Source organism: Streptomyces sp. RK62, assembly GCF_018070255.1.
GTDB classification, from domain to species: domain Bacteria; phylum Actinomycetota; class Actinomycetes; order Streptomycetales; family Streptomycetaceae; genus Streptomyces; species Streptomyces nigra.
Genome location: NZ_JAGPYD010000011.1, coordinates 281,323 through 308,144, shown reverse-complemented (window position 1 = coordinate 308,144; position 26,822 = coordinate 281,323). Strand labels below are relative to the sequence as shown.

Genomic DNA, 26,822 nt, shown 5'->3' with positions numbered 1-26,822 from the left:
CATGCCAGGAACCTTCGAACCCGTCCCCGGCGGCGGCGCCGCCGTCGTCCTCGACGAAGTCGAGATCTCCATCATCCGGTCGCTGGCCGTCCAGCTCCTGGAACTCATCGGACCCGGCCCGGCCGGCGACGCCTCCGACGACCCGCTCGCCGAGCTGTTCGCCGAGGGCCCCAGCGAGCCGCCCTCCGACCCCGTCCTCAAGCGCCTGTTCCCGGACGCGTACGGCGACCCCGAGGGCGCCCCGCAGGCCCAGGAGGCCGAGGAGCAGAAGGCGTACTCCGCCGAGTTCCGCCGCTACACGGAGAACGACCTGCGCGCCGGCAAACGCGAGAACGCCCTCGCGGTGGTCCGCACCCTGGACGCGCTCAGCGCCGAGAGCGCCGGTGAGGGCGGCGCGGTGCTCAAGCTGTCCACCGAGGAGTCGCAGCGGTGGCTCGGCGCCCTCAACGACCTCCGGCTCGCCATCGGGTCCCGGCTGGAGATCACCGACGAGGACGACACCGATCTGCTGTACCGCCTCCCGGACGAGGACTCCCGCAAGCCGATGGTGATGGCCTATCTCTGGCTCGGCGGCCTCCAGGAGACCCTGGTCGCCACCCTGATGCCCTGAACATCGCCTGCTCCACCCGGCTTTCGCGACCATTGCGTGCCGATATGTGATGGTTCTGTGTTCGCTCAGCGGACGCTCAAATCCGGATAACGATCCCGTCACCGCCGCCACCCGCTATGCGGGGCGGCGGTGATTTTGTCCGGTTCTCCCTGTGGGATGCGCCACACGCGCCCCCGCCGATCAGTGTTGCCGCCGTGATAAATCTTCACGACCGCCCGCCGAACACCACCCGAATGTTCGGCCGGGTGCGCCACAGGGCCGGCGGATCGCCGGCCGGGCACAGCTCCAGCAATCCGGGGGGATCGAGACCCGATCCGCGGCCGACGAAAGGCCTCGGGTCGGCATGGAGAAAGGCGCACAACACATGACCTCTGCGAAGGTCACTGACGCGAACGCCACGGGTGCCCCCGAAGAGGGGTACGAGCGCGGCCTCGGCAGCCGTCAGGTCCAGATGATCGCGATCGGCGGCGCCATCGGCGTCGGCCTGTTCATGGGTGCCGGCGCGAACATCGCGAAGGCCGGGCCCAGCATCATCCTCATGTACGCCCTCGCGGGCGTCGTCATCTTCTTCATCATGCGGGCCCTGGGCGAGCTGCTCCTGTACCGGCCCGTCTCCGGCTCCTTCGCCGAGTACGCCCGGGAGTTCCTCGGCCCGTTCTTCGGCTTCGTCACGGGCTGGACGTACTGGCTCATGTGGGTGGTCACCGGCATGGCCGAGCTGACGGCCGCCGCGATCTACGTCCACTTCTGGTTCCCGGAGATCCCGCAGTGGGTCAGCGCCCTGGTGTTCCTCGTGGTGCTCTTCGGCGTCAACCTGATCTCCGTCAAGATCTTCGGCGAGGTCGAGTTCTGGTTCTCGATGGTGAAGGTCACCGCCATCATCGGCATGATCGTCATCGGCCTCGGTGTGCTCACCCTGGGCTTCTCGGACGCCGGTGACACCGCCGCCGCCTCCAACCTCTGGTCGCACGGCGGGTTCTTCCCCAACGGCATCGGCTCCAGCCTGATGACGCTCCAGGGCGTCATGTTCGCCTACCTCGCCGTCGAACTGGTCGGCGTCACCGCGGGCGAGTCCGAGAACCCCGAGAAGACCCTGCCCAAGGCCATCAACACGCTGCCCTGGCGCATCATCGTCTTCTACGTCGGCGCCCTGCTGGTCATCCTCTCCGTCGTCAAGTGGACCGAGTTCTCCGCCGGCGAGAGCCCCTTCGTGCACGCCTTCGGCAAGATCGGCATCCCGCTCGCCGCGGGCATCGTCAACTTCGTCGTCCTCACCGCGGCCCTGTCGTCCTGCAACTCCGGCATGTACTCCACCGGCCGCATGCTGCGCGACCTGGCGTCCAACAGCGAGGCCCCGCAGGCGTTCGGCAGGCTCAACCGCCGCAAGACGCCCGCCGTCGGCATCACCGTCTCCGTGGCGCTCATGGGCATCGGCGTCGTCCTGAACTACGTCGTCCCGGAGAAGGCGTTCCTCTACGTCACCTCCGTCGCCACCGCGGCCGGCATCTGGACCTGGATGATGATCCTCGTCAGCCACATCCGCTACCGCGCCGCCGTCGACGCGGGCCGGCTGCGCGCCTCGTCCTTCCCGGCCCCCGGCGGCGCCCTGTTCAGCTGGGTCGCGCTGCTCTTCCTCATCGGCGTGACCTGCATGATCGCGTACGACAAGGACGCGCGCGTCTGCCTGTACGTCGCCGCCGGCTGGGCCGCCGCCCTCGGCATCGGCTGGGCCTTCCTCAAGAGCCGCAACCCCGCCATCGCCACCCGTGGCGGCGAGGAGCCGGAGCTCGAGAAGGTGGGCTGATCCCGGCGCGGACGTCCGGCCGCGAGGAGCACTCGTGGTGCCCCGCGCGGCAGCCGCTCAGGACGTCCACGCCCCCCGGGACGTGACCGCACGTCCGGCATGTGGGCCGCTCCGTACCATCCCTCGGTACGGGGCGGCCCCTCTGCTTATCCTGGCCGCATGCTGACCATCACCCAGGCACTCGTCGACCAGATCGTCGCCCACGCCCGCAAGGACCACCCGGACGAGGCCTGCGGAGTCGTCGCGGGCCCGGCCGGCTCGGACCGCCCCGAACGCTTCATCCCGATGCTGAACGCGGCGATGTCCCCCACGTTCTACGAGTTCGACTCCGGCGACCTGCTCAAGCTCTACCGCGACATGGACGACCGCGACGAGGAGCCGGTGATCGTCTACCACTCGCACACCGCCACCGAGGCCTACCCCTCGCGCACCGACATCTCCTACGCGAACGAGCCCGGCGCCCACTACGTCCTCGTCTCCACGGCCGACACCGACGGCCTCGGCGACTTCCAGTTCCGCTCCTTCCGCATCCTCGAGGGCGAGGTCACGGAGGAGGAGGTCAAGATCGTCGAGTCCTACTGACCCGGCCCCGGATGCCGTCCGACAGGCCCCCGGCGGGGCCGCCCGGACGGCCCGGTCTCACCACGCGGCCCGCGGCCGTCCGCGATATGGGATCACATTCCAGGACCCGGACCGGGAATCGATACGATGACCCCATGGTTCTCCACGACGTGAGCGGGAAGACGCCGGGCATGCTGCTCGTGGCGCGGCTGCACGTCGACCTGTGCAGGCTCGCCAGCGCCATCTGTTGACGCGACACCCTGCCGCCGTACGGCCGTGCGCCGCGGCGCCGCACTCACGCACCCACGGCTGTCCCTGCGCTGCCGCGCGCCCCCGACCGACTACTCCCGACAGGAGCCCCGACCCATGGCCATCGAGGTCCGCATCCCCACCATCCTCCGCACCTACACCGACGGTCAGAAGGCGGTGGAGGGCAACGGCGAGACCCTCGCCGAGCTGTTCGCCGACCTCGAGACCCGCCACACGGGCATCCAGGCCCGCATCGTGGAGGGCGAGCAGCTGCGCCGCTTCGTCAACGTCTACCTGAACGACGAGGACGTCCGCTTCCTCGACGGCATCAACACCAAGCTCAGCGACGGCGACAACGTCACGATCCTGCCGGCCGTGGCCGGCGGTATGGCCTGATCGGGATGCGGTACGACTCCCCCCTCGCCGCGGTCGGCAACACCCCCCTGGTGCGCCTGCCGCGGCTGTCGCCGTCCGACGACGTCCGGATCTGGGCCAAGCTGGAGGACCGCAACCCCACCGGCTCCATCAAGGACCGCCCCGCCCTGCACATGATCGAGCAGGCGGAGAAGGACGGCCGGCTCACCCCGGGCTGCACGATCCTCGAGCCGACGTCCGGCAACACCGGCATCTCCCTCGCCATGGCCGCGAAGCTCAAGGGCTACCGCATGGTCTGCGTGATGCCGGAGAACACCTCCCAGGAGCGCCGGGAGCTGCTCGGCATGTGGGGCGCGGAGATCATCCCGTCCCCGGCCGCGGGCGGCTCCAACACGGCCGTACGGGTCGCCAAGGAGCTCTCCGCCGAGCACCCCGACTGGGTGATGCTCTACCAGTACGGCAACCCGGACAACGCGGGCGCGCACTACGCGACGACCGGCCCGGAGATCCTCGCCGACCTCCCCTCGATCACGCACTTCGTCGCGGGCCTCGGCACCACGGGCACGCTCATGGGCGTCGGCCGCTATCTGCGCGAGCACCAGCCGGACGTGAAGATCGTCGCCGCCGAGCCGCGCTACGACGACCTGGTCTACGGCCTGCGCAACCTCGACGAGGGCTTCGTCCCCGAGCTGTACGACGCCTCCGTGCTGACCACCCGCTTCTCGGTCGGCTCCGCCGACGCGGTCACCCGCACCCGGGAACTCCTCCAGCAGGAGGGCATCTTCGCGGGCGTCTCCACCGGCGCCGCGCTGCACGCCGCGATCGGCGTCGGCAGGAAGGCGCTGAAGGCGGGGGAGAGCGCCGACATCGTGTTCGTCGTCGCCGACGGCGGCTGGAAGTACCTGTCGACGGGCGTCTACACGGCCGCGACGACGGAGGAAGCCATCGAAACCCTCCAGGGCCAGCTCTGGGCCTGACCGCCCCGCGGGTCACTTCGACAGGTGACGGACCTGGTCCCACACGGCCGGGTCCATCACCCCGACCCGCCGCCGGAAGTCCCGCACCGGGACGACCCGCAGCTCACCCGTCTCCAGATAGCTCGCCCGGCCGCCCGCGTCCCCGACCGACCCGGGCGGCAACGCGATGACACCGCCGCGCCCGGCGCGGTTCCTGCTGGTGATCTTCGCGACCGTGACCCGCTGCCCGCGCACCGCCAGCACCAGACACGGCCGGTCCTTGGCACCGGGCCGGTCCTCGTAGGGCACGTTCGCCCACCAGATCTCCGCCGGCTCCGGCAACGGCCCCGCCGCCCGCCCCGTCCGCGCCCGCCGCGGCCTGCGCCCCCGTCCCCAGCCGTCGACGAGCGCGGCGACCAGCGCGAGCAGCACGACCGCGCCGAGCGCCGGCCACCATGACATGTCCATACACCCGAAGGTACCGGCGCCACGCACCTACCGCCGGGTCCGGACACCGGAGGGGGAGAGACGGGGGCGGTTGGTGCAGCCCCGGGAGGTGCTCCATGGACATGGACACGCACCCCGGCTGGACCTTGATCGAACGGCTGCGCGTGCTGTAACCCGGATGGCAGCGTCTGTCAGGTGAGTTCGCCCACAACAGAGCTGTGCGGAGGAGCGACCGGAGGTTTTGCGCCTTACGCTCGACGAACCGCACGACCCCCGACGCCCCCATCCCCGATCTTCCGGATTTCCCGCCAGCGGAGGTTTCTGGCTCATGAAGCTCACCGTCGTCGGCTGCTCGGGGTCGTTCCCGTCCGCGGAATCGGCCTGCTCGAGCTACCTCGTCGAGGCCGACGGCTTCCGGCTGCTTCTCGACATGGGCAACGGCGCCCTGGGCGAGCTGCAGCGCCACTGCGGTCTCTACGACCTCGACGCGATCTACCTCAGCCATCTGCACGCCGACCACTGCATCGACATGTGCGCGTACTTCGTGGCGCGCTACTACCGGCACGACGGCGGGCGCTGCGAGCCCATCCCGGTCTACGGCCCCGAGGGCACCGAGCACCGGCTGACCACCGCGTACGCCGACACCCCCACCGCGTCGTCGATGAGCGAGGTCTTCGACTTCCACACGGTCAAGCCGTCCACCTTCGACATCGGCCCGTTCACCGTGCACACCGAACGCGTGGCCCACCCGGTGGAGGCGTACGGCATCCGGATCGAGCACGGCGGCCGGGTGCTGACCTACTCCGGTGACACCGGCATCAGCACCGCCCTGGACGAACTCGCCCGCGACGCCGACCTGTTCCTGTGCGAGGCCGCTTTCACGCACGGCAAGGAGAACATCCCCGACCTGCACCTCAACGGTCGCGAGGCGGGGCAGTCGGCGGCCCGTGCGGGCGCCCGGCACCTGGTCCTCACCCACATCCCGCCGTGGACGAACCCCGAGGTCAACCTCGCCGACGCCCGCGAGGTCTACGACGGCCCGGTGTCGCTGGCGGCGCCCGGCCGGACGTACGAGATCTGAGGACCGTACGGCGAAGGCCCCGGAACCATCGTGGTTCCGGGGCCTTCGTCATGCCGTCGGGGTCACGCCTTGGTGAGGTCCTCGATCTCCTCCTCGGGCTCGCGGCCCGGGGTGGGGAGGTTCCACTTCGTGATGGCGAAGCGGAAGACGGAGTAGTAGATCGCGGCGAAGACGAGGCCGATCGGGATGATCAGCCAGGGCTTGGTCGCCAGGTTCCAGTTGAGCGCGTAGTCGATGAAGCCCGCGGAGAAGGTGAAGCCCGCGTGGACACCGAGCGCCCAGGTGATCGCCATCGACAGGGCGGTGAGCACCGCGTGGATCACGTACAGCACCGGCGCGATGAACATGAACGCGAACTCGATCGGCTCGGTCACACCGGTCACGAAGGAGGTCAGCGCCAGCGAGATCATCATGCCCATCACGGCCTTGCGGCGCTCGGGGCGGGCGCTGTGCGCGATGGCGATGGCGGCGGCCGGCAGACCGAACATCATGATCGGGAAGAAGCCGGACATGAACTGACCGGCGGTCGGGTCACCGGCGAAGAAGCGGTTCAGGTCACCGTGGACGACCTCACCGGCGGCGTTCGTGAAGTCGCCGAGCTGGAACCAGGAGACGGTGTTCACGAACTGGTGCATGCCGACCGGGATCAGCGCGCGGTTGATCAGACCGAACAGACCCGCGCCGACGGCGCCGAGACCGGTCATCCACTCGCCGAAGTCGGAGATGACCTCACCGATCGGCTCCCAGACCAGGCCGAAGAAGACACCCATCGCGGTGCCGACGAAGGCCATGATGATCGGGACGAGCCGGCGGCCGTTGAAGAAGCCCAGCCAGTCCACCAGCTTCTTGCGGTGGTAGCGCTGCCACAGCACGGCGGCCAGCAGACCCATGATGATGCCGCCGAGGACACCGGGGTTGTTGTACGTCGCGGCTATGTCCGCGCCGTCCTGGACCTTCGCCTCGGTGACGGGGAACGCCTTCAGCACATTGCTGTAGACCAGGAAGCCGACCAGGGCGGCCAGCGCGGTGGAGCCGTCGGCCTTCTTCGCGAAGCCGATCGCGACGCCGATGCAGAACAGCATCGGGAGGTTGTCGAAGATCGCACCGCCCGCGGTGGCGAACACGGCGGCGACCTTGTCCCAGCCGAGTCCGTCCTTGCCGAACACGTCGGGCTGGCCGAAGCGGAGCAGCAGACCGGCGGCCGGCAGCACGGCGATCGGCAGCTGAAGGCTGCGGCCGACCTTCTGAAGGCCCTGGATCAGGCCTGATCCCCACTTCTTCGTGGGGGCCGCCGTTGGCGAGGTGGCGGTGCTCATAGACTTCCTCCATCGGGTGGTGGTCTACACCACTCAGTGGTGTAGACCTGTTGTACACGATGAAGGTGCGATAAGGAACCCGCGATTCCCGAGCGTTGCCCGGACCGTTATGCGGCCTTGTTCGGAGCTTTGCGGAGACCCCCCGTGGCCTTCGTCCGGCGCCTCAGACCTTGGTGACGTCCTCCACCTCCTCCTCCGCCTCCCGGCCCGGCGTCTTCAGGTCGAACCTGGTGATCGCGAACCGGAAGATCGCGTAGTAGACGACGGCGAAGCACAACCCGATCGGGATGATCGCCCACGGCCTCGTCGCCAGATTCCAGTTGATGACGTAGTCGATCAGCCCCGCCGAGAAGCTGAACCCGTCGTGCACCCCCAGCCCCCACGTCACCGCCATCGACACACCCGTCAGCAGCGCGTGCACCGCGTACAGCAGCGGCGCCACGAACAGGAACGAGTACTCGATCGGCTCGGTGATCCCGGTGACGAACGACGTCAGCGCCACCGACAGCATCAGACCGCCGACCTCCTTGCGGCGCTGCGGCCGGGCGCAGTGCGTGATGGCCAGCGCCGCCGCCGGCAGCGCGAACATCATGATCGGGAAGAACCCCGAGGTGAACTGGCCGGCGTCCGGGTCGCCCGCCAGGAACATGTTGATGTCGCCGTGCACCACCCGGCCGTCCGGCGTCGTGAACGTGCCGAACTGGAACCAGATGGGCACGTTCAGGAACTGGTGCAGCCCCACCACCAGCAGCGCACGGTTCGCGATACCGAAGACACCCGCACCCCACGCCCCCAGCCCCGTCATCCAGTCGCTGAAGCTCTCCAGCGCGTCACCGATCGGCGGCCACACCCACAGACACAGCGCCGCGAACACGATCGCCACGAACGCCATGATGATCGGCACCAGCCGGCGGCCGTTGAAGAAGCCCAGCCAGTCCACCAGCTTCGTCCGGTGGAACCGCGCCCAGAAGAACGCCGAAAGCAGCCCCATCACGATCCCGCCGAACACCCCGGGATTCTGGAACTCGAAGACCGTCACCGAGCCGTCCTGCAACTGACAGCCCACGTTCGGGACCGCCTTCGACCCCTCCGGACAGTCCTCCGGGAACTGCCGCAGCACCGTGTAGTAGACGAGGAACCCCGCCACCGCCGCCAGCGCCGTCGACCCGTCCGACTTCTTCGCCATGCCGATGGCCACGCCCACACAGAACAGCAGCGGCAGCCCCAGCGAACCGTCGAGCAGCGCGCTGCCCGCACCCACCATCACCCGTGAGACATCGGTCCACCCCAGACCGTCGTCCCCGAACACATCCGGCTGCCCCAGCCGGTTCAGGATGCCCGCGGCCGGCAGCACGGCGATCGGCAGCTGAAGGCTGCGCCCCATCTTCTGCAGCCCCTGGAACAGCCTGTTCCAACGGGCCCGGCCGGGGCTGACCGTACTGTCGGCAGTCATCCGAACCCCTGTCGTCCGTGGGCGGTTTGTCGGGCGTCCCCCTGGTGGTGTAGACCAGTCGACGGACGGTTCCGCTGTCGTGAAGGCCATCCTTCGACACAGACGGCACGACCGCTCGCGAAGATGGGCCAACTGTGGGTTACTGCGACCAAGCGGTTCGGATCAGGGAGAGGCAACATGGCCAGCAAGGCTGAGAAGATCGTCGCCGGGCTCGGCGGCATCGACAACATCGAGGAGATCGAGGGCTGCATCACCCGTCTCCGCACCGAGGTCAGCGACGCCTCGCTCGTCGACGAGGCCGCCCTCAAGGCCGCGGGCGCCCACGGCGTCGTCAAGATGGGCACCGCCATCCAGGTCGTCATCGGCACCGACGCCGACCCGATCGCCGCGGAGATCGAAGACATGATGTGAAGCGCGGGCATCGTCCCCGGCTTCACCCCCTGAAGGGCCCTCCCCGCGTGGGAAGGGCCCTTCGCCCGTCCCGCTAGGCTCGGGCCATGTCCTCACAGCCCCGCATCGACGGCCGCACCCCCGACCAGCTCCGCCCGGTCACCATCGAACGCGCCTGGAGCAAGCACGCAGAAGGCTCCGTCCTCGTCTCCTTCGGCGACACCAAGGTGCTGTGCACCGCCTCCTTCACCGAAGGCGTCCCGCGCTGGCGCAAGGGCAGCGGCGAAGGCTGGGTCACCGCGGAGTACGCCATGCTGCCCCGCGCCACCAACACCCGCGGCGACCGCGAATCCGTCCGCGGCAGGATCGGCGGCCGCACCCACGAGATCAGCCGCCTCATCGGCCGGTCCCTGCGCGCCGTCATCGACTACAAGGCCCTCGGCGAGAACACCGTCGTCCTCGACTGCGACGTCCTCCAGGCCGACGGCGGCACCCGCACCGCCGCCATCACCGGCGCCTACGTCGCCCTCGCCGACGCCATCGGCTGGGCCCAGGGCCGCAAGCTCATCAAGCCGGCCCGCAAGCCCCTCACCGGCACCGTCAGCGCCGTCTCCGTCGGCATCGTCGACGGCGTCCCCCTCCTCGACCTGCGCTACGAGGAAGACGTCAAGGCCGACACCGACATGAACGTCGTCTGCACCGGCGACGGCCGCTTCGTCGAGGTCCAGGGCACCGCCGAGGCCGAACCCTTCGCCCGCGCCGAACTCGACACCCTGCTCGACCTCGCCGTCGCCGGCTGCACCGAACTCGCCGACCTCCAGCGCAAGGCCCTCGACGCCGTCCTCGAACAGTAAAGAACAAACCAAGACACCGGGCCGGCCCGGGCAACCGCACCGCCCTCCCCGGCGTCACTACGGGTACGGGCGTACGGCACACCGCTGTGCGCCCGGCCAGTGCACGGGGGCCCGCGAGGCCCGCGCAGGGAGGGGAACGACCACCATGGCCACGAGCCGACGCCGCCGGAGCCGCATCGCCACAGCCGCCGCAGCCGTCGCGGCACTGGCCCTCACCACCGGGCTCACCACCGGCTGCGACGCCGTCAGCAAGGCGATGGACTGCGTCAAGACCGCCGACGCCATCGCCGACAGCGTCACCGAACTCCAGCAGGCCGTGGAGAACGCGAGCGACGACCCCACCCAGCTCGAGGAATCGCTCACCTCCATCGACAAGAACCTCGACGAGATCGGCGACCAGACCGACGACGCCGACGTGAACAAGGCCGTCGACGACCTCCAGAAGGCCGTCACCAACGTCCGCGACGCCGTCAAGAACGGCGACGAGACCCCCGACATCAGCCCCGTCACCGACGCCGCCGGCGAACTCACCAAGGTCTGCACGCCCTGACCGGCGCCCACGGCAGGCGGCCATACTGGGGGCCATGACCCGCCTGATCCTCGCCACCCGCAACGCCGGAAAGATCTCCGAACTCCGGGCCATCCTCGCCGACGCAGGACTCCACCACGAACTCGTCGGCGCGGACGCCTACCCCGAGATCCCCGACGTCAAGGAAACCGGCGTCACCTTCGCCGAGAACGCCCTCCTCAAAGCCCACGCCCTCGCCCAGGCGACCGGCCTGCCCGCCGTCGCCGACGACTCCGGCCTCTGCGTCGACGTCCTCGGCGGCGCCCCCGGCATCTTCTCCGCCCGCTGGGCCGGCAAGCACGGCGACGACCAGGCCAACCTCGACCTGCTCCTCGCCCAGCTCGGCGACATCGACGACCCGCACCGCGCCGCCCACTTCGCCTGCGCCGCCGCCCTCGCCCTCCCCGACGGCACCGAACGCGTCGTCGAGGGCCGGCTCGACGGCACCCTGCGTCACCGCCCGTCCGGCACCAACGGCTTCGGCTACGACCCGATCCTCCAGCCCGACGGCGACACCCGCACCTGCGCGGAACTGACCCCCGCCGAGAAGAACGCCATCAGCCACCGAGGCAAGGCATTCCGCGCCCTGGCCCCGGTGGTCCGCGAACTGCTGGGTTGACCGTACGACGACGGCCTGCGCTTCGATCTTCGAAACGCAGGCCGTTCAAGTGCGGCGGAAGGGATTCGAACCCTCAAGCCCGCTAAGGGCCACAGGACCTAAACCTGCTGTGTCACCATTGCACCACCGCCGCGGGTGCCTGTCATCGTACCGGCAGCCGCCCCCCGTCTTGCGCCTCCCCTGCACCAGGTCCCCGTGAGCGCGTGGCAGTTGGGACACAGCAGCCGCAGATTCTCCCGCCGGTCGTCCCGCCAGTCCCCACTGATGTGGTCGACCTCCAGTGTCATGGGCTTGCCGAGCCACTCGGGGCCCACGCCGCACCGCGCACACCGCTCCGGGACGCCGGTCGCCAGGAGCGCCCGGCGCAGGCGGGTCGCCTCGGTCCGGTTGGCGCGGTCGTGCCGGACCAGCACTTCCTGCGGGCTCTTGGCGTTCAGGGCCGGCCTGCCGCGTTGATGGGCCTGCCCCAGGAAGTGCGCGGTGCCGATCCCCTCCTCGGCCAGCCAGCCGCGCAGCCGGGCGCTCTGGGTGCCGTTGACCGTGCGCCCGAGGCGCCGTAGGACCTCCGCGAGCGACGACGACTCCGCGACCGCCGCGCTCAGCTCCTCGCGCGAGGGCCGCGGACGTCTGCCGCTGGGCCGGAAATGCGAGACGTCGATGCCGAAGCGGGCGAAACGCGCCAGTAGGTAGCGGCGCAGATTGGCGTATGGCCGCGTCCCCAGGAAGACGATGACCTCGTCGATGTCGCCGCACCGGCGGGCGGCTTCCGCCAGCCGCTCCCGGTCGTACCGGGTGCCCGCGCTCATGAGGCCCGCTCCCGGGCGCGCAGTGTCCCACGTCCGCGGTAACGGTCGGTCGTCGAATGACAGTTGGGGCACAGGAGGCGCAGGTTCTCCAGCCGGTTGTTGCGCCAGTCGCCGTCAATGTGGTCGACCTCGAGCGGCAGGGGCTCGCCGAGCCACACGCCCTCGGCACCGCACAGCGCGCACCGCTCCGCCACGCCCTTCTCCCGCATCGCGCGCTTGAGGCGAGCCCCCGGGACACGTGAGGCCGGCCCCGATGTGAGCACGGTGAGGATCTCGTCGGCCGTCCTGCGCCGCCGGTTGTCGCGTTGCCGCTCGGTGCGGACGACCGGAGTGAAGTGCGACGTGTCGATGCCGTACGTCTTGATCCGGCGGCTGATGTGGGTGTGGTGGCCGCCGACCACGTCCAGGCCGAGGTGGCGGAGGACCTGGGACATGTTCGTCGAGGCCGTGACCGCCTCCTGGAGCACGTCTCGCGTCCACTTCACGCCCCCACGCTCCATGCCCGCCCCCATCGCGCCCCTCCCCGTACTCGACCGCCCGTTCGCGGCTCGTACGGATCAACGAGTCGATCCCGGGGGGAGTCACGCACGGAAAGCGGAGCGGCTCCCACCGGGGTGGCCGGGTGGGAGCCGTCGGGGCGCGCCCGCAGGCGTCAGATGCCCAGATCCTTGATGATCTTGGCGACGTGGCCGGTGGCCTTGACGTTGTAGAGGGCGCGTTCGACCTTGCCCTCCTCGTCGACGACGACCGTCGAGCGGATGACGCCGACCACCGTCTTGCCGTACAGCTTCTTCTCGCCGAAGGCGCCGTACGCCTCCAGGACCTTCTTGTCCGGGTCGGCGACCAGCGTGACCTTCAGGGACTCCTTGTCGCGGAACTTGGCGAGTTTCTCCGGCTTGTCGGGGGATACCCCGATGACGTCGTAACCGGCGCCGGCCAGCAGCTCCAGGTTGTCCGTGAAGTCGCAGGCCTGCTTGGTGCAGCCGGGCGTCAGGGCGGCGGGGTAGAAGTAGACGATGACCTTGCGGCCCTTGTGGTCCGCAAGGGACACCTCGTTGCCGTCGGCGTCGGGAAGGGTGAAGGCGGGGGCCACGTCCCCCGGCTGGAGTCGCTCGCTCATCGGACCAGCGTAACCGGGGAGCCTGACGGTGCGGTTCGCCGTAGAGCTGACAGACTGTCCGGAAACATCATCAGTTCACTTCGGAGGCCGTACGGTGGCGGAGACGTCGGACACCAGGACCCCGGCACAGATCGAGGCGGACATCAAGGCCCGCCGCGCTGTGCTGGCGGAGACGCTCGATGAGATCGGGGTGCGGGTGCACCCGAAGACGATCGTGGGCGACGCCAAGGCCAAGGTCGTGGCGAACATCGACCACACGCTCGGACGGGCCTACGTGGGCGTCAACCGGGCCGTGAGCGACGTCAGGGCCAAGTTCACCGACGAGGAGGGCGCGCCCCGTCTGGAGCGCATCGTGCCGGTCGCGCTCGTCGCGGTCGGACTGGTCGGGCTGCTGGCCCTCGGCACCCGGCGCCGCAAGGGCTGAGGGCCCGACCCGGCGGCGTGCACCGGCGGCACAGGCAGGTAGGTTCGAGACGTGAGCGCCAACAGAAACGAGCACAGCACCCAACACGACAAGCTGCCCATCCGGATGCTCCACGACCGCGTACTCGTGCGGCAGGACACCAGCGAGGGCGAGCGGCGTTCCGGTGGCGGCATCCTGATCCCCGCGACGGCCGCCGTGGGCCGTCGGCTGGCCTGGGCCGAGGTCGTCGCGGTGGGGCAGAACGTACGGACCGTGGAGCCCGGCGACCGGGTCCTGTTCGACCCGGAGGACCGGGCCGAGGTGGAGGTGCGCGGTGTCGCGTACGTGCTGATGCGCGAGCGTGATCTGCACGCGGTGGCCGCCGACCGGTTCGAGGGGTCGGAGGACTCCACGGGGCTCTATCTGTGAGATGACGGAAGAAGGGGGCCGGTGACCATCGTCACCGGCCCCCTTTCCGTGGGCGTGGGCTTGCTAGCGTGGGGGGTGCCCGACGAGACGCGCCGTACCGGGATGCAGGCAAAGACGACGCACCCGTTCCACGTCGTCGTCACGTCTCGGAGGTTTCCGTCATGGCCTGGGTGCTGCTCGTCGTCGCCGGTCTGCTCGAGGTCGCCTGGTCGGTGGGCATGAAGTACACCGACGGTTTCACGCGGCTCGTCCCCAGCCTGTTCACGGGCGCGGGCATCGTCGCGAGCATGCTGCTGCTGTCGTACGCCGCCCGTTCGCTGCCCATCGGGACGGCCTACGGAGTGTGGGTCGGGATCGGCGCGGCCGGTGCCGCGGTGGTCGGCATGGGGGTGCTGGGGGAGCCGGTCACCGCGGCGCGGATCTTCTTCGTCTGTCTGCTGCTGGTCGCCGTGGTGGGGCTGAAGGCGACCAGCGGCCACTGAGGACGGAACCGGGGCTACGGCCTTCGGGTCGGGAAGCCCGCCGTCGTGCCCGTCGTCCCCGGCCCGCCGGTGTTCGTGCCGCCGTCCTGGCCGGTGGTGGTGCCGGCGTCGGCGCCGCCCGGTCCGCCGGTGCCGCCGTCGGTCGTACCGCCGTCGGATGTGCCGCCGTCCTGGCCGCCGTCCGTGGTGCCTCCGTCGGTCGTGCCGCCGGTGTCCGTGCCGCCGTCCTGGCCGGTGCTGGTGCCGCCGTCGGGGCCGCCCGGTGTCTCGCCGCCGGTCTGGCCCTCGGTGCCGGAGGTCGGTTCCCCGGAGGGGCCTTCGTCCTCGTCGCCTTCGTCCTCGTCGCCCTGCGTCGGGTCGGCGGTGGGGTACTGGGGGACCTCGGCGTTCTCCTGGAGCTCCAGGTCGAAGTCGGTGACCGGCTTCCCCTTCAGGGCGGCCTTGGTGTACTGCGCCCAGATCTCGGTGGGCGCGCCGCCGCCGTTGATGCGGTCGAGGCCCATGACGCCGTACAGCGACTTGTGCTTGGCGGTGACGGGGTCCTGGCCCATGACGGCGACGACGGTGGCGAGGTCGGGGGTGTAGCCGGCGAACCAGGCCGCGGTGTCCTCCTCGGCGGTGCCGGTCTTGCCCGCGGCGGGCCGGCCGGCGGCCTGGGCGGCGGTCGCGGTGCCGCTGTCGACGACGCTCTGCAGGACCGAGGTCGTGGTGTCGGCGGCCTCGCGGCTGACGACCTGGGAGGGCTTGCGCTGGGGGAGTTCGACGACCTCGGCGCCGTCCTTGGTGACCTTCTCGATCATCGTGTACGTGCCGCGCTTGCCGTGGTTGGCGAGGGTCGCGTAGGCCTCCGCCATGTCCAGGACGCTGGCGGTGGCGGTGCCGAGCGCGATCGAGGGGTAGGGCTCGAGGTCGGGGGTGGCCGAGGGCAGGCCGAGCTCGACCGCGGTGTCCTTGACCTTCTGGGGGCCGACGTCGACGGCCATCTGGGCGTACACGGCGTTGACGGACTTGTTGGTGGCGGAGCGCACGGAGATGTCGCCGTAGGAGACGTCGTCCTCGTTGGCGGGGGCGTAGTACTTGCCCTGCCAGCCCTGCACGGGGCGCCGGTTGGTGCCGTCGTAGATGGTGTTGGGGGTGATGGGGCGGCCGTCGCGGGTGGTCGACTCGTTCTCGACGGCGGCGGTGAACACGAACGGCTTGAAGGTGGAGCCGACCTGGAAGTCCCGGCGGGTGGCGTTCGGGGTGTACTGCTTGACGTAGTCGACGCCGTTGTACATCGCGACGACCTTGCCGGTCTTCGGGTCGACGGACGCGCCGCCCGCGCGGACGTAGTTGTCGACCTTGCGGTCCCTCTTGTCCAGCCTGGACATCAGCTTGTCGTTCACGGCGTCGACGAAGGCGTTCTGCCGCTTCTTCTCGAGTGTGGTGGTGATGCGGTAGCCGCCGAACTCGAGGTCCTCCTTGTCGACCATCCGGTTGCGGATCAGATAGTCCTGGACGGTCCGCACGATGTAGCCGCGCTGTCCGGACAGTCCGGTGGAGGTCGCGGACTCCTTCGGCATCGGGAACGTCAGCCCGGCGCGTTCGGAGGCGCTGAGCCAGCCCTTGGTGACCATGCCGTCGAGGACGTAGTTCCAGCGGGCGACGGCGCCGGCCCTGTTCTCCGGGTGGGCGACGACGTCGTACTCGCTGGGGGCGTTGACCAGGGCGGCCAGATATGCGGCGTGGGCGGCGTCGAGGTCCTTGGCGTCCATGCCGTAGTAGGCCTGGGCGGCGGCCTGGATGCCGTAGGCGTTGCGGCCGAAGAAGCTGGTGTTGAGGTAGCCCTCGAGGATGTCGTCCTTGCTCTTCTCGCGGTCGAGCTTGATCGCGATGAAGAACTCCTTCACCTTGCGGGTGACGGTCTGCTCCTGGCGCAGGTAGTAGTTCTTGACGTACTGCTGGGTGATCGTGGAGCCGGACTGCTTGCCCTTGCCGGTGGCGGTGTTCCAGGCGGCGCGCAGCATGGCCTTGGGGTCGACGGCGGACTCGGTGTAGAAGTCGCGGTCCTCGGCGGCCAGGATGGCGTGCTGGGCGGGCTTGGACATCTGGGCGAGGGTGACGTTCTCCCGGTTGACCTCGCCGTCGCGGGCGATCACGGAGCCGTCGGCGTACAGGTAGACGTTGGCCTGCTTGGTGGCGAGCGCGTTGGCGGGCGGGATCTTGACCAGGGAGTAGCCGAGGAAGAACAGGCCGGCGAGCAGGAACACGCCGATGACGAAGGTGCCGAGGACCATGCGCCAGGTCGGGACGATGCGTCGCCAGCCCGTGCGCGGGGGTCTCTTCTGCTTCCCGGCCGGCTGCTGCGGCTGTGGCTGCGGCTCTTCGCTCATGTCGTGCTCGGACTCCTGATTCACGTCGTACTTCCCGTACGCCCTCGTACGCCTGCTGCGCCCCCATTGAAGACTCTCGCGCCGGGTGTTCCGTTCCCGGAAAGGCGCGCGTGTTGGGGGAAAGTGAGCGGGCTCTCGCCTCAGGGTGCCCCGGAAATCGGCTGGCAGGCCGTGCCGCGCGGCCATTAGGCTCCTGCGCTTCGGTGCCGGTGCGGGCGAGGGGGCGGTGGACGTGGGCGCGGGGCGGTTGTATCTGGCCGTCGCGGCCGGTGGGTTCCGGCGGTACGCGACCTATCGGCTGGCCACGGCGGCCGGGGTGTTCACCAACACCGTCTTCGGCGTGATCCTCGTCTTCACCTATCTGGCGCTGTGGGAGGAGCGGCCGGGGCTCGGCGGCTACGACCAGGCGCAGGCCGTCACCTACGTCTGGCTGGGGCAGTGTCTGTTCGCGACGCTGGCGATCCAGGGCGGGGGTGCGGAGAAGGAGCTGATGGAGCGGATCCGCACCGGGGAGATCGCGGTCGATCTGTACCGGCCGGCGGATCTGCAGCTGTGGTGGCTGGCCGGGGATCTGGGGCGGGCGGCGTTCCAGCTGCTGGGCCGGGGGGTGGTGCCGTTCCTGTTCGGGGCGCTGTTCTTCCCGATGGCCCTGCCCACGGACGTGGCCCGGTGGGCGGCGTTCACGGGGGCGCTGCTGCTGGCCGGGGTGGTGAGTTTCGCGATCCGCTATCTGGTGGCGCTGAGCGTGTTCTGGCTGATGGACGGCACGGGGGTCAACCAGGCCCTGATGATCGCGGGCATCTTCTTCTCGGGCATGGTGCTGCCGCTGAACGCGTTCCCGGGGGCGTTCGGCGAGGTGGTGCGGGTGCTGCCGTGGGCGGCGCAGCTGCAGATGCCGGCGGATGTGCTGATGGGGGAGACGTCGGTGCCGGGGGCGCTGGCCTTCCAGGCGGGCTGGGCGGTGGTGCTGCTGGCGGCGGGGCGGGCGCTGCAGTCGGCGGCGACACGTCGGGTGGTGGTGCAGGGTGGCTGAGCGTGGCGCGGTGCGGGAGGGGCTGCGGGCCTACGGGCTGATCGCCGGGATGTGGGTGCGGTCCAGCATGACGTACCGGACGTCCTTCCTGGTCACGGTGGTGGGTAATCTGCTGCTGACAGGGCTGGACTTCGTCGGGATCCTGCTGATGTTCTCGCAGGTCGACACGTTGGGCGGCTGGACGCTGCCAGAGGTGGCGTTCCTGTACGGGCTGTCGGTGACGGCGTTCGGGATGGCGGATCTGGTGCTGGGCTCGATGGACGTGCTGGGCGCCCGGATGCGGGACGGGTCGTTCGACGTGCTGCTGGTGCGTCCGGTGCCGGTGCTCGCGCAGGTCGGCGCGGACCGTTTCGCGCTGCGCCGGCTGGGCCGGATCACCCAGGGTCTGGCGGTGCTGGGCTGGGCGCTGTCGGCGGTGGACGTGGAGTGGACGGCGGCGAAGGTGCTGCTGGTGCCGGTGATGGTGGTGAGCGGCGCGGTGATCTTCGGCGCGGTGTTCGTGGCGGGCGCGGCGTTCCAGATCGTCGCGCAGGACGCGGCCGAGGTGCAGAACGCGTTCACGTACGGCGGGACGACGCTGCTGCAGTATCCGCCGTCGGTGTTCGGCAAGGACCTGGTGCGAGGCGTCACGTTCACGCTGCCGCTGGCCTTCGTCAACTGGGTGCCGGCCGCGCATGTGCTGGGGCGGCCGTACCCGGTGGCGCTGCCCGGCTGGACGGCGTACGTGTCGCCGCTGGTCGCGGCGGTGTGCTGCGCGGGGGCGGGGCTGGCGTGGCGGGCGGGGCTGCGGGCGTACCAGAGCACGGGTAGCTGAGGAGCGGGCATGGCGGACGAGGCGTTCATCGAGGTCGACGGGGTCGAGAAGGTCTTCGACGTCCGCCGCAGGACGGGTTTTCTGAAGCGGGAGCGGCGCCGGGTGCGGGCGGTCGACTCGATCTCCTTCCGGGTGGCGCGCGGCGAGATGGTGGGGTACATCGGGCCGAACGGCGCCGGGAAGTCGACGACGATCAAGATGCTGACCGGGATCCTGACGCCGAGCGGCGGCCGGCTGCGGGTGGCCGGGATCGACCCGTCCCGTGAGCGGACCCGGCTGGCGCACCGGATCGGGGTGGTGTTCGGGCAGCGCACCACGCTGTGGTGGGACCTGCCGCTGATCGACTCGTACCGGCTGATGCACCGCATGTACCGGATCCCGGACGCCCGCTATCGGGAGAACCTGGACCGGCTCGTCGATCTGCTGGGCCTGGAGGAGCTGCTGGACGTGCCGGTGCGGCAGCTGTCCCTCGGGCAGCGGATGCGCGGGGACATCGCGGCGGCGCTGCTGCACGACCCGGAGGTGCTGTACCTGGACGAGCCGACGATCGGTCTGGACGTGATGTCGAAGGCGCGGGTGCGGACCTTCCTGCGGGAGCTGAACGCCGAGCGGGGCACGACGGTGCTGCTGACCACGCACGACCTGCAGGACATCGAGCAGCTGTGCTCCCGGGTCATGGTCATCGACCACGGGCGGCTGGTCTACGACGGGGCGCTCGCCGGGCTGCACGAGGTCGGGGAGAGCGAACGGACGCTGGTGGTCGACCTGGAGCGTGAGCTGCCGCCGATCGAGGCGGCGCCGGCCCGGGTGGTGAAGGTGGACGGGCCCCGGCAGTGGCTGGCGTTCCCGGCGTCCGAGTCGGCGGCGGTGCTGGTGGCGCGGATCGCCGCCGACTACCCGCTGGTGGATCTGTCGGTGCGGGAGCCGGACATCGAGGCCGTGATCGCGCGGATGCTGCGGACCCCGGCCGACCCGCCCGGGCCGCCGGTCGAGGACGCCGGACGGGTCATCTCGTAGCCCCCGGGCGGGAGTTGCTCGTACGCTGCTGTCATGACCGACAACGCCCCGGAGCTGCGCGCCTCCGACCGCGACCGTGAACGGGTCGCCGAGGTCCTGCGGGACGCCCTCGCGGAGGGGCGGCTCGACATGGAGGAGTTCGAGGAACGGCTGGACGCCACCTACCGGGCCCGCACCTACGGCGAGTTGGAGCCGCTGACCCGGGATCTGCCGGCGGGCGCGGCACCCGGGCCGCGGGTCGACATGGTGAAGCGGCCGGCGACGGTGGACGAGCCGTGGCCGGGGCGGATCGTCGGCGGTGACGACTCCCCGTCGTGGGCGGTCGCCGTGCTGTCCGGGTTCCAGCGCAAGGGGCGGTGGACGGCGCCGAAGCGGCTCAACTGCGTGGCGTTCTGGGGCGGCGGGGAGATCGACCTGCGCGACGCGGACTTCGCGGACCGCGAGATCCGGATCAACTGCGTGGCCGTCATGGGCGGGGTGCAGGTGATCGTGCCGCCCGGCGTGGAGGTCGTGGTGCGCGGCGTCGGCGTCATGGGCGGCTTCGACCACCGGGAGAACGGCGTGCTCGGCGATCCCGGCGGGCCCCGGGTGATCGTGTCCGGGTTCGCGTTCTGGGGCGGGGTCGGCGTGGAGCGCAAGCTGACCCGCGCCCAGAAGCAGGAACTGCGCGAGGAGCGCCGCCGCGAGAAGCTGGAGCGCAAGGCCGGGCGCCGCGAGGAGTCCCCCTAGAGCTCGCCGGGGCCGCGAGGAGTCCCCCTAGGGCCTCTCGTTTGGATCATGCCGGGCTCCCTGATCCGGCCTGATCCAAACGAAAGACCCTAGAGCTCGGCGGGGGCCGCGCCCTTCAGCAGGCCGAGGTCGAAGCTCTCCGCCATCCGCTCGTAGCCGCGGTCGCTGGGGTGCAGATGGTCGCCCGAGTCGTAGTCGGCGCGCAGCCGGCGCGGGTTGTACGGGTCGCGCACCGCCGCGTCGAAGTCGACGACCGCGTCGAAGACGCGCCCCGCGCGGATCTGCGCGTTGATCTGCTGCCGCACCTGCTCACGGGCGTCGGTGTAGCCGCGGTGCCCCTGGAAGGGCATCAGGGTCGCGCCGACGACCTTCAGGCCGCGGGCGTGGCCCTGCCGGACCAGGGTGCGCAGCCCGTCGAGGATGCTCTCGGGGTCGGCGACGCCGGGGTTGCGCAGGATGTCGTTGACGCCGAGGTCGATGACGACGACCTTGACGCCGGTGCGGGACAGCACGTCCCGGTGGTAGCGGCCGAGGCCCGCCTGGTTGTCGGCGGGGCGGCCGGTGCCGCTGGCGAGGACCTGGTTGCCGCTGATGCCCTGGTTGACGACGCTGTAGCGCGGCAGTTCCTGGCCGGCCGCGATCGCGGTGCGCAGCCGGCGGGCGAGGACGTCCGTCCAGCGGCGGTTGGCGTTCAGCGTGGACGTGATGCCGTCGGTGAGGGAGTCGCCGAAGACGACGACGGTGCCGTCCGACTCGTTGCTGAGGACGTCCAGCGCGGTCAGGTACCGCCAGGAGGTGACCTGGCCGGTGTACGCGGCGCCGGTGGTGTCCTCGGCGAGGTCGCCCTCGGCGACGTAGCTGGTCTGGCGTGCGTGCGGATGCCAGGTCACCGGGCCGGACGGGGTCGGCGAGTACGTGGTCACCAGCACGTCGGAGTCGGCGGGGATCGCGATGCGCACGGCGTCGCTGAGCACCTGCTGCCCGGGCGGTACGACGACGGTGGTGCTGCCGCCGAAGGTCAGCCGGCGCATGGTGTCCGCGACGGCGGCCGCGGTGCCGGTGCCGGCGGCGACGGCCATCGAGGCGTGCGTGATCGTCAGCGCGGACTGGCCGTAGAGATTGGACAGCGTGATGCGGGCACTCGTACCTCCGACGTCGACGTGCACGACGTTGCGCAGGGAACGGCCCACCAGGCCCTCGACCTCCGTGCCCGGCTCGGCGCCGACCGGGGACGCCGACCAGGCGCCCACCCACAGGCCGGTGGAGGCGGGGGCTGCGGGGCCACGCCCGGCGCCGCGCTGTGCCGGGGCGGTCTTGCCGGTGGTGCCGCCCTGGTCGGCGGTGACGCCGACGTACAGGGCGACGGACAGGGTGACGATCAGTGCGACGATCGCGGCGAGCAAGGCATAACCGTTACGCCTGGTCATGCGGTGCGTTCTCCTCGGACGGATGGGAGCCCGAGGCTCCGATGTGATCACCTCATGATGCGTCATAAGGCGGAAGGGAGTTGCACAGACCCCCCATTGGGCCGCCCGGAGTCCTCCGGAGTCGTCATCGCTCTCCCCCCAAGGCACAGACGCCGGGAACTCCTGATTCGTTCCAGGAGTAGGTCGGGAAGGGACAATGTGTGCGGGGGATCACGGACGGGCGGAGCGGAATGGAACGTACGAATCCGGAGGAATCGGCGACGCGTGGCGTAGGGGAGCATGCCCGGCCGCAGCCGCCCGGTAACCGGGACGTGCCCGCGGGGGCCGCCCGCACCATGAGCACGTTCACCGCCGCCGACGAGGAGAAGCGGCGCGGCGTACGGCGGATGAAGCTCACCGCGACCGGCCTGCTGCTGTTCGTGGCGCTGGTGTACGTCCTCGCCGAGGTCGCCTCCCACCACGGCGCCGGCGCCTGGGCCGACTACCTCGCCGCCGCCGCGGAGGCCGGCATGGTCGGCGCGCTCGCGGACTGGTTCGCCGTCACCGCCCTCTTCCGGCATCCGCTGGGCCTGCCCATCCCGCACACCGCGATCATCCCGAACAAGAAGGACCAGCTCGGCGTGTCGCTGGGCGAGTTCGTGGGGGAGAACTTCCTCTCCGAGGACGTCGTACGGCAGCGGCTGCGCGCCGTCGGCATCGGCAGCAGGCTCGGCGCCTGGCTCGCCGAACCGGACCACGCCGACCGGGTCACCGCCGAGCTGGCGACCGCGCTGCGCGGCGCCCTGACGGTCATGCGGGACTCCGATGTGCAGGCCGTCGTCGGCGAGGCCATCACGCGCCGCGCCGACGCCCGCGAGATCGCGCCCGGCGTCGGCAAGATGCTGGAGGGAATCGTCGCCGAGGGCGGCCACCGGCGGGCCGTCGACCTGATCGTGGCCAAGGCCCACGACTGGCTCGTGCTGCACGGCGACGACGTCATGGGGGCCGTGCAGGGCGGCGCGCCCGGCTGGACGCCGAGGTTCGTCGACCGCAAGGTCGGTGAGCGCGTCTACAAGGAACTGGTCCGCTTCTGCGTCGAGATGCGCGACATGCCCTCGCACCCGGCGCGTGGCGCACTCGACCGGTTCCTCATCGACTTCGCCTCCGACCTGCAGTCCGACACCGAGACCCGGGCCCGGGTCGAACGGCTCAAGGGCGAGGTGCTGGCCCGCGGCGAGGTGCAGGACCTGATCGCCTCCGCCTGGACCGCCGTACGCGCCATGATCGTGTCCGCCGCCGAGGACGAGCGCAGCGAGCTGCGGCTGCGCGTGCGGTCCTCCCTGCTGTCCCTGGGCGCCCGGATGGCCGCCGAGCCGTCCATGCAGAACAAGGTGGACCGCTGGGTGGAGGACGCCGCCGTGCACGTCGTGACGACGTACCGGGCGGAGATCACCTCCCTGATCACGGACACCGTGGCGGGCTGGGACGCCGAGCACACCACCCGCAAGATCGAGGCGCACATCGGCCGCGATCTGCAGTTCATCCGGATCAACGGCACCGTGGTCGGCTCGCTGGCCGGACTGGTGATCTACACGGTGGCGCGGGGGCTGGGAGCGTAACCGCCGGGGCTGGGCGCGTAGCCGCCCGGGCCGGGGGCGTAGACCTGCCGTTTCGCGGGCACTCGACGAGCGTTCCACTCGCCGAGGGAGGGGCCCATGAGCACGGCACAGGCCGAGACCGGCCGCACGATCACCACGGACATCCCGGCCAGACTCGACCGGCTGCCGTGGTCCCGCTGGCACTGGACCATCGTCATCGGTCTCGGCACCGTCTGGATCCTCGACGGTCTCGAGGTCACGGTCGTCGGAAACATCGCGCCCCGGCTGTCCGAACCGGGCAGCGGACTACCTATCACTTCGGGCCAGGTCACCGGCCTGGCCGCCGCGCTCTATGTGGCCGGAGCCTGCCTCGGCGCCCTGTTCTGGGGGCGGCTGACCGACCGCTGGGGCCGGAAGAAGCTCTTCATGATCACGCTCGCCGTGTATCTCGCGGCGACCGCGCTGACCGCGTTCAGCTTCCACACCTGGTGGTTCTTCCTGTTCCGCTTCCTGACGGGCTTCGGCATCGGCGGTGAGTACGCGGCGATCAACTCCGCGATCGACGAGCTGATCCCGGCGAAGTTCCGCGGCCGCGTCGACCTGATGATCAACGGCAGCTTCTGGCTGGGTGCCGTCGGCGGCGCCCTGCTGTCGATCGTCGCCCTGGACACCTCGATCTTCGCGGCGGACGTCGGCTGGCGGCTCACCTTCGCGCTCGGCGCCGTCCTCGCCCTGGTGATCCTCCTCGTACGACGGCACGTCCCGGAGAGTCCACGGTGGCTGCTGATCCACGGCCGCGACGACGAGGCGGAACGGATCGTGTCCTTCATCGAACGGAAGGTCGAGGAGGGCCGCGAGGAGCCGTTGCCGCCCGCCGAGGGCGAGATCACCATCAAGCAGCGCCGCAGCGTGACGTTCATGGAGATCGGCCGCACCGTCTTCGCCAAGTACCGCCGGCGCGCCACCCTCGGCTTCGCCCTCTTCATCGGCCAGGCGTTCCTCTACAACGCCATCACCTTCGGCTTCGGCGCGATCCTCACCCAGTTCTTCGACGTGCCGAGCGGCAACACCGGCTACTACTTCGCGGTGATCGCGGTCGGCAACTTCCTCGGTCCGCTGCTGCTCGGCCGGCTGTTCGACACGGTGGGCCGACGCGTGATGATCTCGTCGACGTACCTGCTGTCCGGGATCCTGCTGTTCGGCACGGCCTGGCTGTTCGACCAGGGCTCGCTCAGCGCGACCACGATGACGGCCTGCTGGTGCGCGGTGCTGTTCTTCGCCTCGGCCGGCGCGTCCAGCGCCTATCTGACGGTCTCCGAGGTCTTCCCGATGGAGACCAGGGCCATGTCCATCGCCTTCTTCTACGCCCTCGGCACCGCGGCGGGCGGCATCAGCGGCCCGCTGCTGTTCGCCAAGCTCACGGAGACGGGCGTGGTCGGCGACACGGTCCTCGCGTTCCAGATCGGCGCCGGGCTGATGTGCGCGGCCGGCCTGGTCGCGGCGTTCCTCGCCGTGAAGGCGGAACGCCGCTCCCTGGAGGACATCGCCCGCCCGCTGTCGGCGGTCACGAAGTCGGCGACGGAGGGGGCACGGCCGGCGGCGGCGCCGGGGACCACGGGGTCGTAGCGGCGTCTGTCTTCGACCCACCGGATATGCGCGAGGCGCCGAGCCCACCAGGGCTCGGCGCCTCGCGCATGTCCAGTGAGTCATCCCCGGCGGTCGGCGACCGCCCAGGACGCGAGGGCGACGGCGCCCGCGACCCCGAAGACGGCCGGCCAGGCGCCGACCTTCTTGGCCAGCGGATGCGACCCGGCGAAGGCGGCGGCGTAGCCGACGGTCAGGGCCACCGCGGCCCGGTCGCCGGCCTGCCGCCGCCACTGCTGCGCGGCCGTGGCCCCCGCGACGGCCAGTACGGCCCCGCCCAGCTGCCGCTTCCTGGTCCAGCGGGCCACGCCGTACCCGCCGACGAGCCCGCTCGCGGCGACCACCGCGCTGGGGATCCTCGCCATGTGTCCCTCCAACCGCTTGCGCCGGCCGCTGCTGCCGGCCGTGCTGTAGGGCATGAATCTAACGGGCGGGCCGTCGCGGCATTCCACCGGCGAGGCCCTCCCGCCCCGGCCCGGCGTCAGAGCACGTCGGCCAGCCGGTCCACCTGGTCGGGGTCGACGCCGTAGCAGTAGAGCATCACCTCGTGGACGCCGAGACCGGCGTAGGCGGAGAGCGCGGCGCGGATGGCGGCCGGGGTGGTGAGCAGCCCCTCGGCCATCCGGTCGGCCATGCCGGTGAAGGCGTAGTAGGCGAGCAGCCGGGACCGGGCGTCCTCGACCACGTCCGCCGGCCCGAGCGCCACGTTGACCTGCGCGACCAGCCGGGGCTCGCCGTCGCGGCCGTACTCCGCCCAGAACCGGCGGACGGTGTCGAAGAGACCGCCCGCCCAGGAGGGCGGAGCGGCGGCGAGGAAGCCGTCGCCCCAGCGCGCGACGCGTTCGAGCGCGGCGGGCTGGAACCCGCCGAACAGCACCTGCGGCCCCCCGGCACGGGCGGGCGCGGGCCCGACAGGACCCGCCCCGTCCCCGTACGCCTCACCGGCCCACAGGCGCCGCATCACACCCATCTGCTCGTCGAGGAGCCGCCCCCGGGTCCGCAGATCGGTCCCGGCGACGAGATGGTCGTCCTCCCGCCCGCCGACCCCCAGCCCGAGGACGAACCGCCCTCCGGTCATCCGGTCGAGGGTGGCCGCCTGCTTGGCCAGCAGGGCGGTGCCGCGCAACGGGGCGAGCAGCACCTCCGTCTGCACCCGGACCCGGGAGGTGGCGCCGGCGAGGACGGAGAGGGCGACCAGAGGCTCGGGGTTGTCGTGGACGAGACGGTCGAGCAGACCGAGCGTGCTGAAGGGGCCGGCGTCGGCACGCCGGGCCCAGGTGAGCAGGGCGGCGGGGTCGCCGATGGGCAGGCCGAGGCCCACGTCGAGAGTGGTGTTCGTGGTGTTCATGGAGGAGACCTCCGAATCGAGGGGTCGACAAAGTCGGCTGCCGCCCCTCCTGCACCTCATCGAGGTGGGACGCTCCCACGCTGCGGCGTGTCTCCGGGGAACGTCTCGTCGAAGTGCTCGCACGGTATCCGCCCCGGAATCCGCACGCCAAACGATTTACAGCGGCTCAGTCCCCCGAATCGGAACGGGAATTAGAACTTGACCCTGACCCGGACCTGGAAGACCCCATGCCACGGACGAGCGTCTTGACAACGTCGGCCACGCCCAGCGTCACGGCGGACACCACCCGGACCCACCGCGGCCCACCCCGCGACGCCCACACGACGCAGACGCAGCCC

The 26,822-nt window shown here is 70.7% G+C and carries 29 protein-coding genes, 1 tRNA gene, 1 pseudogene and 1 riboswitch; of the genes and pseudogenes, 20 read left to right on the top strand and 11 right to left on the bottom strand.

All coding sequences use genetic code 11. The annotated features are described in order from the left end of the window. Window position 1: 1 nt before the first annotated feature. From KBY32_RS22960 to KBY32_RS22940, 6 genes are all read left to right on the top strand, one after another. A complete protein-coding gene (locus KBY32_RS22960) occupies window positions 2-610 on the top strand; it encodes a DUF2017 domain-containing protein (protein WP_210981414.1) in 609 nt (202 codons plus the stop codon). A 364-nt stretch (window positions 611-974) separates the two neighbouring features. Beyond that, window positions 975-2,414, top strand: a complete 1,440-nt coding sequence (locus KBY32_RS22955; protein ID WP_055623362.1) for an amino acid permease — start codon at window positions 975-977, stop codon at window positions 2,412-2,414. A 159-nt stretch (window positions 2,415-2,573) separates the two neighbouring features. Then, window positions 2,574-2,996: a Mov34/MPN/PAD-1 family protein gene (locus KBY32_RS22950; RefSeq protein ID WP_055623363.1), complete on the top strand. Its 423-nt coding sequence runs from the start codon at window positions 2,574-2,576 to the stop codon at window positions 2,994-2,996. A gap of 134 nt (window positions 2,997-3,130) precedes the next feature. After that, window positions 3,131-3,226, top strand: a complete 96-nt coding sequence (locus KBY32_RS35995) for a putative leader peptide (protein ID WP_309544746.1) — start codon at window positions 3,131-3,133, stop codon at window positions 3,224-3,226. A 115-nt stretch (window positions 3,227-3,341) separates the two neighbouring features. After that, window positions 3,342-3,620 carry a MoaD/ThiS family protein gene (locus tag KBY32_RS22945; protein WP_055623364.1) on the top strand — a complete coding sequence of 93 codons (279 nt, stop codon included), beginning with the start codon at window positions 3,342-3,344 and terminating at the stop codon, window positions 3,618-3,620. A 5-nt stretch (window positions 3,621-3,625) separates the two neighbouring features. Beyond that, on the top strand, window positions 3,626-4,576 hold the full coding sequence (locus tag KBY32_RS22940; RefSeq protein ID WP_115508480.1) for a PLP-dependent cysteine synthase family protein: 951 nt from the start codon (window positions 3,626-3,628) through the stop codon (window positions 4,574-4,576). Between the two features lie 12 nt (window positions 4,577-4,588). Here the strand turns inward: KBY32_RS22940 and KBY32_RS22935 are convergent, their stop codons facing one another. Further along, window positions 4,589-5,023 carry a type II toxin-antitoxin system PemK/MazF family toxin gene (locus KBY32_RS22935; protein ID WP_210981413.1) on the bottom strand — a complete coding sequence of 145 codons (435 nt, stop codon included), beginning with the start codon at window positions 5,021-5,023 and terminating at the stop codon, window positions 4,589-4,591. A gap of 307 nt (window positions 5,024-5,330) precedes the next feature. On the opposite strand from KBY32_RS22935, the gene KBY32_RS22930 reads away from it, so the two are divergent. Continuing rightward, window positions 5,331-6,083 (top strand): MBL fold metallo-hydrolase, encoded by a 753-nt coding sequence (locus KBY32_RS22930; RefSeq protein ID WP_210981412.1) that lies wholly within the window; start codon window positions 5,331-5,333, stop codon window positions 6,081-6,083. 62 nt (window positions 6,084-6,145) lie between these two features. Here KBY32_RS22930 and KBY32_RS22925 read toward each other — a convergent pair whose 3' ends face one another. Then, the gene (locus KBY32_RS22925; protein WP_210981411.1) at window positions 6,146-7,399 is read right to left on the bottom strand and encodes a PTS transporter subunit EIIC; all 1,254 of its coding nucleotides are present in this window, start codon (window positions 7,397-7,399) and stop codon (window positions 6,146-6,148) included. A 163-nt stretch (window positions 7,400-7,562) separates the two neighbouring features. Then, on the bottom strand, window positions 7,563-8,852 hold the full coding sequence (locus KBY32_RS22920) for a PTS transporter subunit EIIC (protein ID WP_210981410.1): 1,290 nt from the start codon (window positions 8,850-8,852) through the stop codon (window positions 7,563-7,565). Window positions 8,853-9,029: 177 nt separating this feature from the next. Between KBY32_RS22920 and KBY32_RS22915 the strand changes: the two genes are divergently transcribed. From KBY32_RS22915 to rdgB, 4 genes are all read left to right on the top strand, one after another. After that, on the top strand, window positions 9,030-9,263 hold the full coding sequence (locus KBY32_RS22915) for a glucose PTS transporter subunit EIIB (RefSeq protein ID WP_030610403.1): 234 nt from the start codon (window positions 9,030-9,032) through the stop codon (window positions 9,261-9,263). 86 nt (window positions 9,264-9,349) lie between these two features. Continuing rightward, window positions 9,350-10,096 (top strand): ribonuclease PH, encoded by a 747-nt coding sequence (rph, locus tag KBY32_RS22910; RefSeq protein ID WP_108707091.1) that lies wholly within the window; start codon window positions 9,350-9,352, stop codon window positions 10,094-10,096. 145 nt (window positions 10,097-10,241) lie between these two features. Further along, window positions 10,242-10,646 (top strand): hypothetical protein, encoded by a 405-nt coding sequence (locus KBY32_RS22905; RefSeq protein WP_055623371.1) that lies wholly within the window; start codon window positions 10,242-10,244, stop codon window positions 10,644-10,646. A 34-nt stretch (window positions 10,647-10,680) separates the two neighbouring features. Next, on the top strand, window positions 10,681-11,283 hold the full coding sequence (gene rdgB, locus KBY32_RS22900) for an RdgB/HAM1 family non-canonical purine NTP pyrophosphatase (protein WP_055623372.1): 603 nt from the start codon (window positions 10,681-10,683) through the stop codon (window positions 11,281-11,283). Between the two features lie 50 nt (window positions 11,284-11,333). Here the strand turns inward: rdgB and KBY32_RS22895 are convergent. The 4 genes and pseudogenes from KBY32_RS22895 to bcp all read right to left on the bottom strand — a co-directional run bounded on the left by KBY32_RS22895 (window position 11,334) and on the right by bcp (window position 13,209). Next, window positions 11,334-11,416 (bottom strand) — tRNA-Leu (locus KBY32_RS22895). Further along, window positions 11,382-12,089 carry an HNH endonuclease gene (locus tag KBY32_RS22890; protein ID WP_210981409.1) on the bottom strand — a complete coding sequence of 236 codons (708 nt, stop codon included), beginning with the start codon at window positions 12,087-12,089 and terminating at the stop codon, window positions 11,382-11,384. The genes KBY32_RS22895 and KBY32_RS22890 overlap by 35 nt, the downstream gene beginning before the upstream one ends. Further along, a pseudogene (locus KBY32_RS22885) lies at window positions 12,086-12,586 on the bottom strand (HNH endonuclease); the annotation flags it as partial. The pseudogene KBY32_RS22885 and the gene KBY32_RS22890, both read right to left, overlap by 4 nt. Window positions 12,587-12,741: 155 nt before the next feature. Next, the gene (gene bcp, locus KBY32_RS22880) at window positions 12,742-13,209 is read right to left on the bottom strand and encodes a thioredoxin-dependent thiol peroxidase (protein ID WP_210981407.1); all 468 of its coding nucleotides are present in this window, start codon (window positions 13,207-13,209) and stop codon (window positions 12,742-12,744) included. A 94-nt stretch (window positions 13,210-13,303) separates the two neighbouring features. On the opposite strand from bcp, the gene KBY32_RS22875 reads away from it, so the two are divergent. The 3 genes from KBY32_RS22875 to KBY32_RS22865 all read left to right on the top strand — a co-directional run bounded on the left by KBY32_RS22875 (window position 13,304) and on the right by KBY32_RS22865 (window position 14,523). Beyond that, window positions 13,304-13,633 carry a DUF3618 domain-containing protein gene (locus tag KBY32_RS22875; protein WP_055623375.1) on the top strand — a complete coding sequence of 110 codons (330 nt, stop codon included), beginning with the start codon at window positions 13,304-13,306 and terminating at the stop codon, window positions 13,631-13,633. A 51-nt stretch (window positions 13,634-13,684) separates the two neighbouring features. Then, on the top strand, window positions 13,685-14,041 hold the full coding sequence (locus tag KBY32_RS22870; protein WP_029381647.1) for a co-chaperone GroES: 357 nt from the start codon (window positions 13,685-13,687) through the stop codon (window positions 14,039-14,041). 54 nt (window positions 14,042-14,095) lie between these two features. Beyond that, window positions 14,096-14,165, top strand: a riboswitch (guanidine-III (ykkC-III) riboswitch). Window positions 14,166-14,202: 37 nt separating this feature from the next. Next, window positions 14,203-14,523, top strand: a complete 321-nt coding sequence (locus KBY32_RS22865) for a multidrug efflux SMR transporter (RefSeq protein ID WP_079033763.1) — start codon at window positions 14,203-14,205, stop codon at window positions 14,521-14,523. Window positions 14,524-14,537: 14 nt separating this feature from the next. Here the strand turns inward: KBY32_RS22865 and KBY32_RS22860 are convergent, their stop codons facing one another. Further along, entirely contained in the window at window positions 14,538-16,895 is a 2,358-nt protein-coding gene (locus tag KBY32_RS22860; protein WP_210981406.1) for a transglycosylase domain-containing protein, read from the bottom strand. A gap of 232 nt (window positions 16,896-17,127) precedes the next feature. Between KBY32_RS22860 and KBY32_RS22855 the strand changes: the two genes are divergently transcribed. The 4 genes from KBY32_RS22855 to KBY32_RS22840 are packed head-to-tail and all read left to right on the top strand — an operon-like array spanning window position 17,128 to window position 20,488. Further along, on the top strand, window positions 17,128-17,928 hold the full coding sequence (locus tag KBY32_RS22855) for an ABC-2 family transporter protein (RefSeq protein ID WP_308293777.1): 801 nt from the start codon (window positions 17,128-17,130) through the stop codon (window positions 17,926-17,928). Beyond that, window positions 17,921-18,742: an ABC transporter permease gene (locus tag KBY32_RS22850; protein ID WP_210981405.1), complete on the top strand. Its 822-nt coding sequence runs from the start codon at window positions 17,921-17,923 to the stop codon at window positions 18,740-18,742. Before KBY32_RS22855 ends, KBY32_RS22850 begins: the two co-directional genes overlap by 8 nt. A gap of 9 nt (window positions 18,743-18,751) precedes the next feature. Continuing rightward, window positions 18,752-19,759 carry an ATP-binding cassette domain-containing protein gene (locus KBY32_RS22845; protein WP_210981404.1) on the top strand — a complete coding sequence of 336 codons (1,008 nt, stop codon included), beginning with the start codon at window positions 18,752-18,754 and terminating at the stop codon, window positions 19,757-19,759. A 33-nt stretch (window positions 19,760-19,792) separates the two neighbouring features. Beyond that, window positions 19,793-20,488, top strand: coding sequence for a DUF1707 domain-containing protein (locus tag KBY32_RS22840; RefSeq protein ID WP_055623379.1), 696 nt, complete (start codon window positions 19,793-19,795; stop codon window positions 20,486-20,488). Between the two features lie 89 nt (window positions 20,489-20,577). Here the strand turns inward: KBY32_RS22840 and KBY32_RS22835 are convergent, their stop codons facing one another. Beyond that, a complete protein-coding gene (locus KBY32_RS22835; protein ID WP_210981403.1) occupies window positions 20,578-21,915 on the bottom strand; it encodes an SGNH/GDSL hydrolase family protein in 1,338 nt (445 codons plus the stop codon). Between the two features lie 230 nt (window positions 21,916-22,145). Between KBY32_RS22835 and KBY32_RS22830 the strand changes: the two genes are divergently transcribed. Together KBY32_RS22830 and KBY32_RS22825 are read left to right on the top strand one after the other, a co-directional pair. Beyond that, window positions 22,146-23,513, top strand: coding sequence for a DUF445 domain-containing protein (locus tag KBY32_RS22830; protein WP_374224981.1), 1,368 nt, complete (start codon window positions 22,146-22,148; stop codon window positions 23,511-23,513). A gap of 96 nt (window positions 23,514-23,609) precedes the next feature. After that, the gene (locus KBY32_RS22825) at window positions 23,610-25,118 is read left to right on the top strand and encodes an MFS transporter (protein WP_210981401.1); all 1,509 of its coding nucleotides are present in this window, start codon (window positions 23,610-23,612) and stop codon (window positions 25,116-25,118) included. An 80-nt stretch (window positions 25,119-25,198) separates the two neighbouring features. On the opposite strand, the gene KBY32_RS22820 is transcribed toward KBY32_RS22825, so the two are convergent. Next, window positions 25,199-25,501 carry a hypothetical protein gene (locus KBY32_RS22820; protein ID WP_055623510.1) on the bottom strand — a complete coding sequence of 101 codons (303 nt, stop codon included), beginning with the start codon at window positions 25,499-25,501 and terminating at the stop codon, window positions 25,199-25,201. Window positions 25,502-25,617: 116 nt separating this feature from the next. Continuing rightward, complete coding sequence (locus tag KBY32_RS22815; protein ID WP_210981400.1) at window positions 25,618-26,484, bottom strand: LLM class flavin-dependent oxidoreductase; 867 nt, start codon at window positions 26,482-26,484, stop codon at window positions 25,618-25,620. Between the last annotated feature and the right edge of the window lie 338 nt (window positions 26,485-26,822).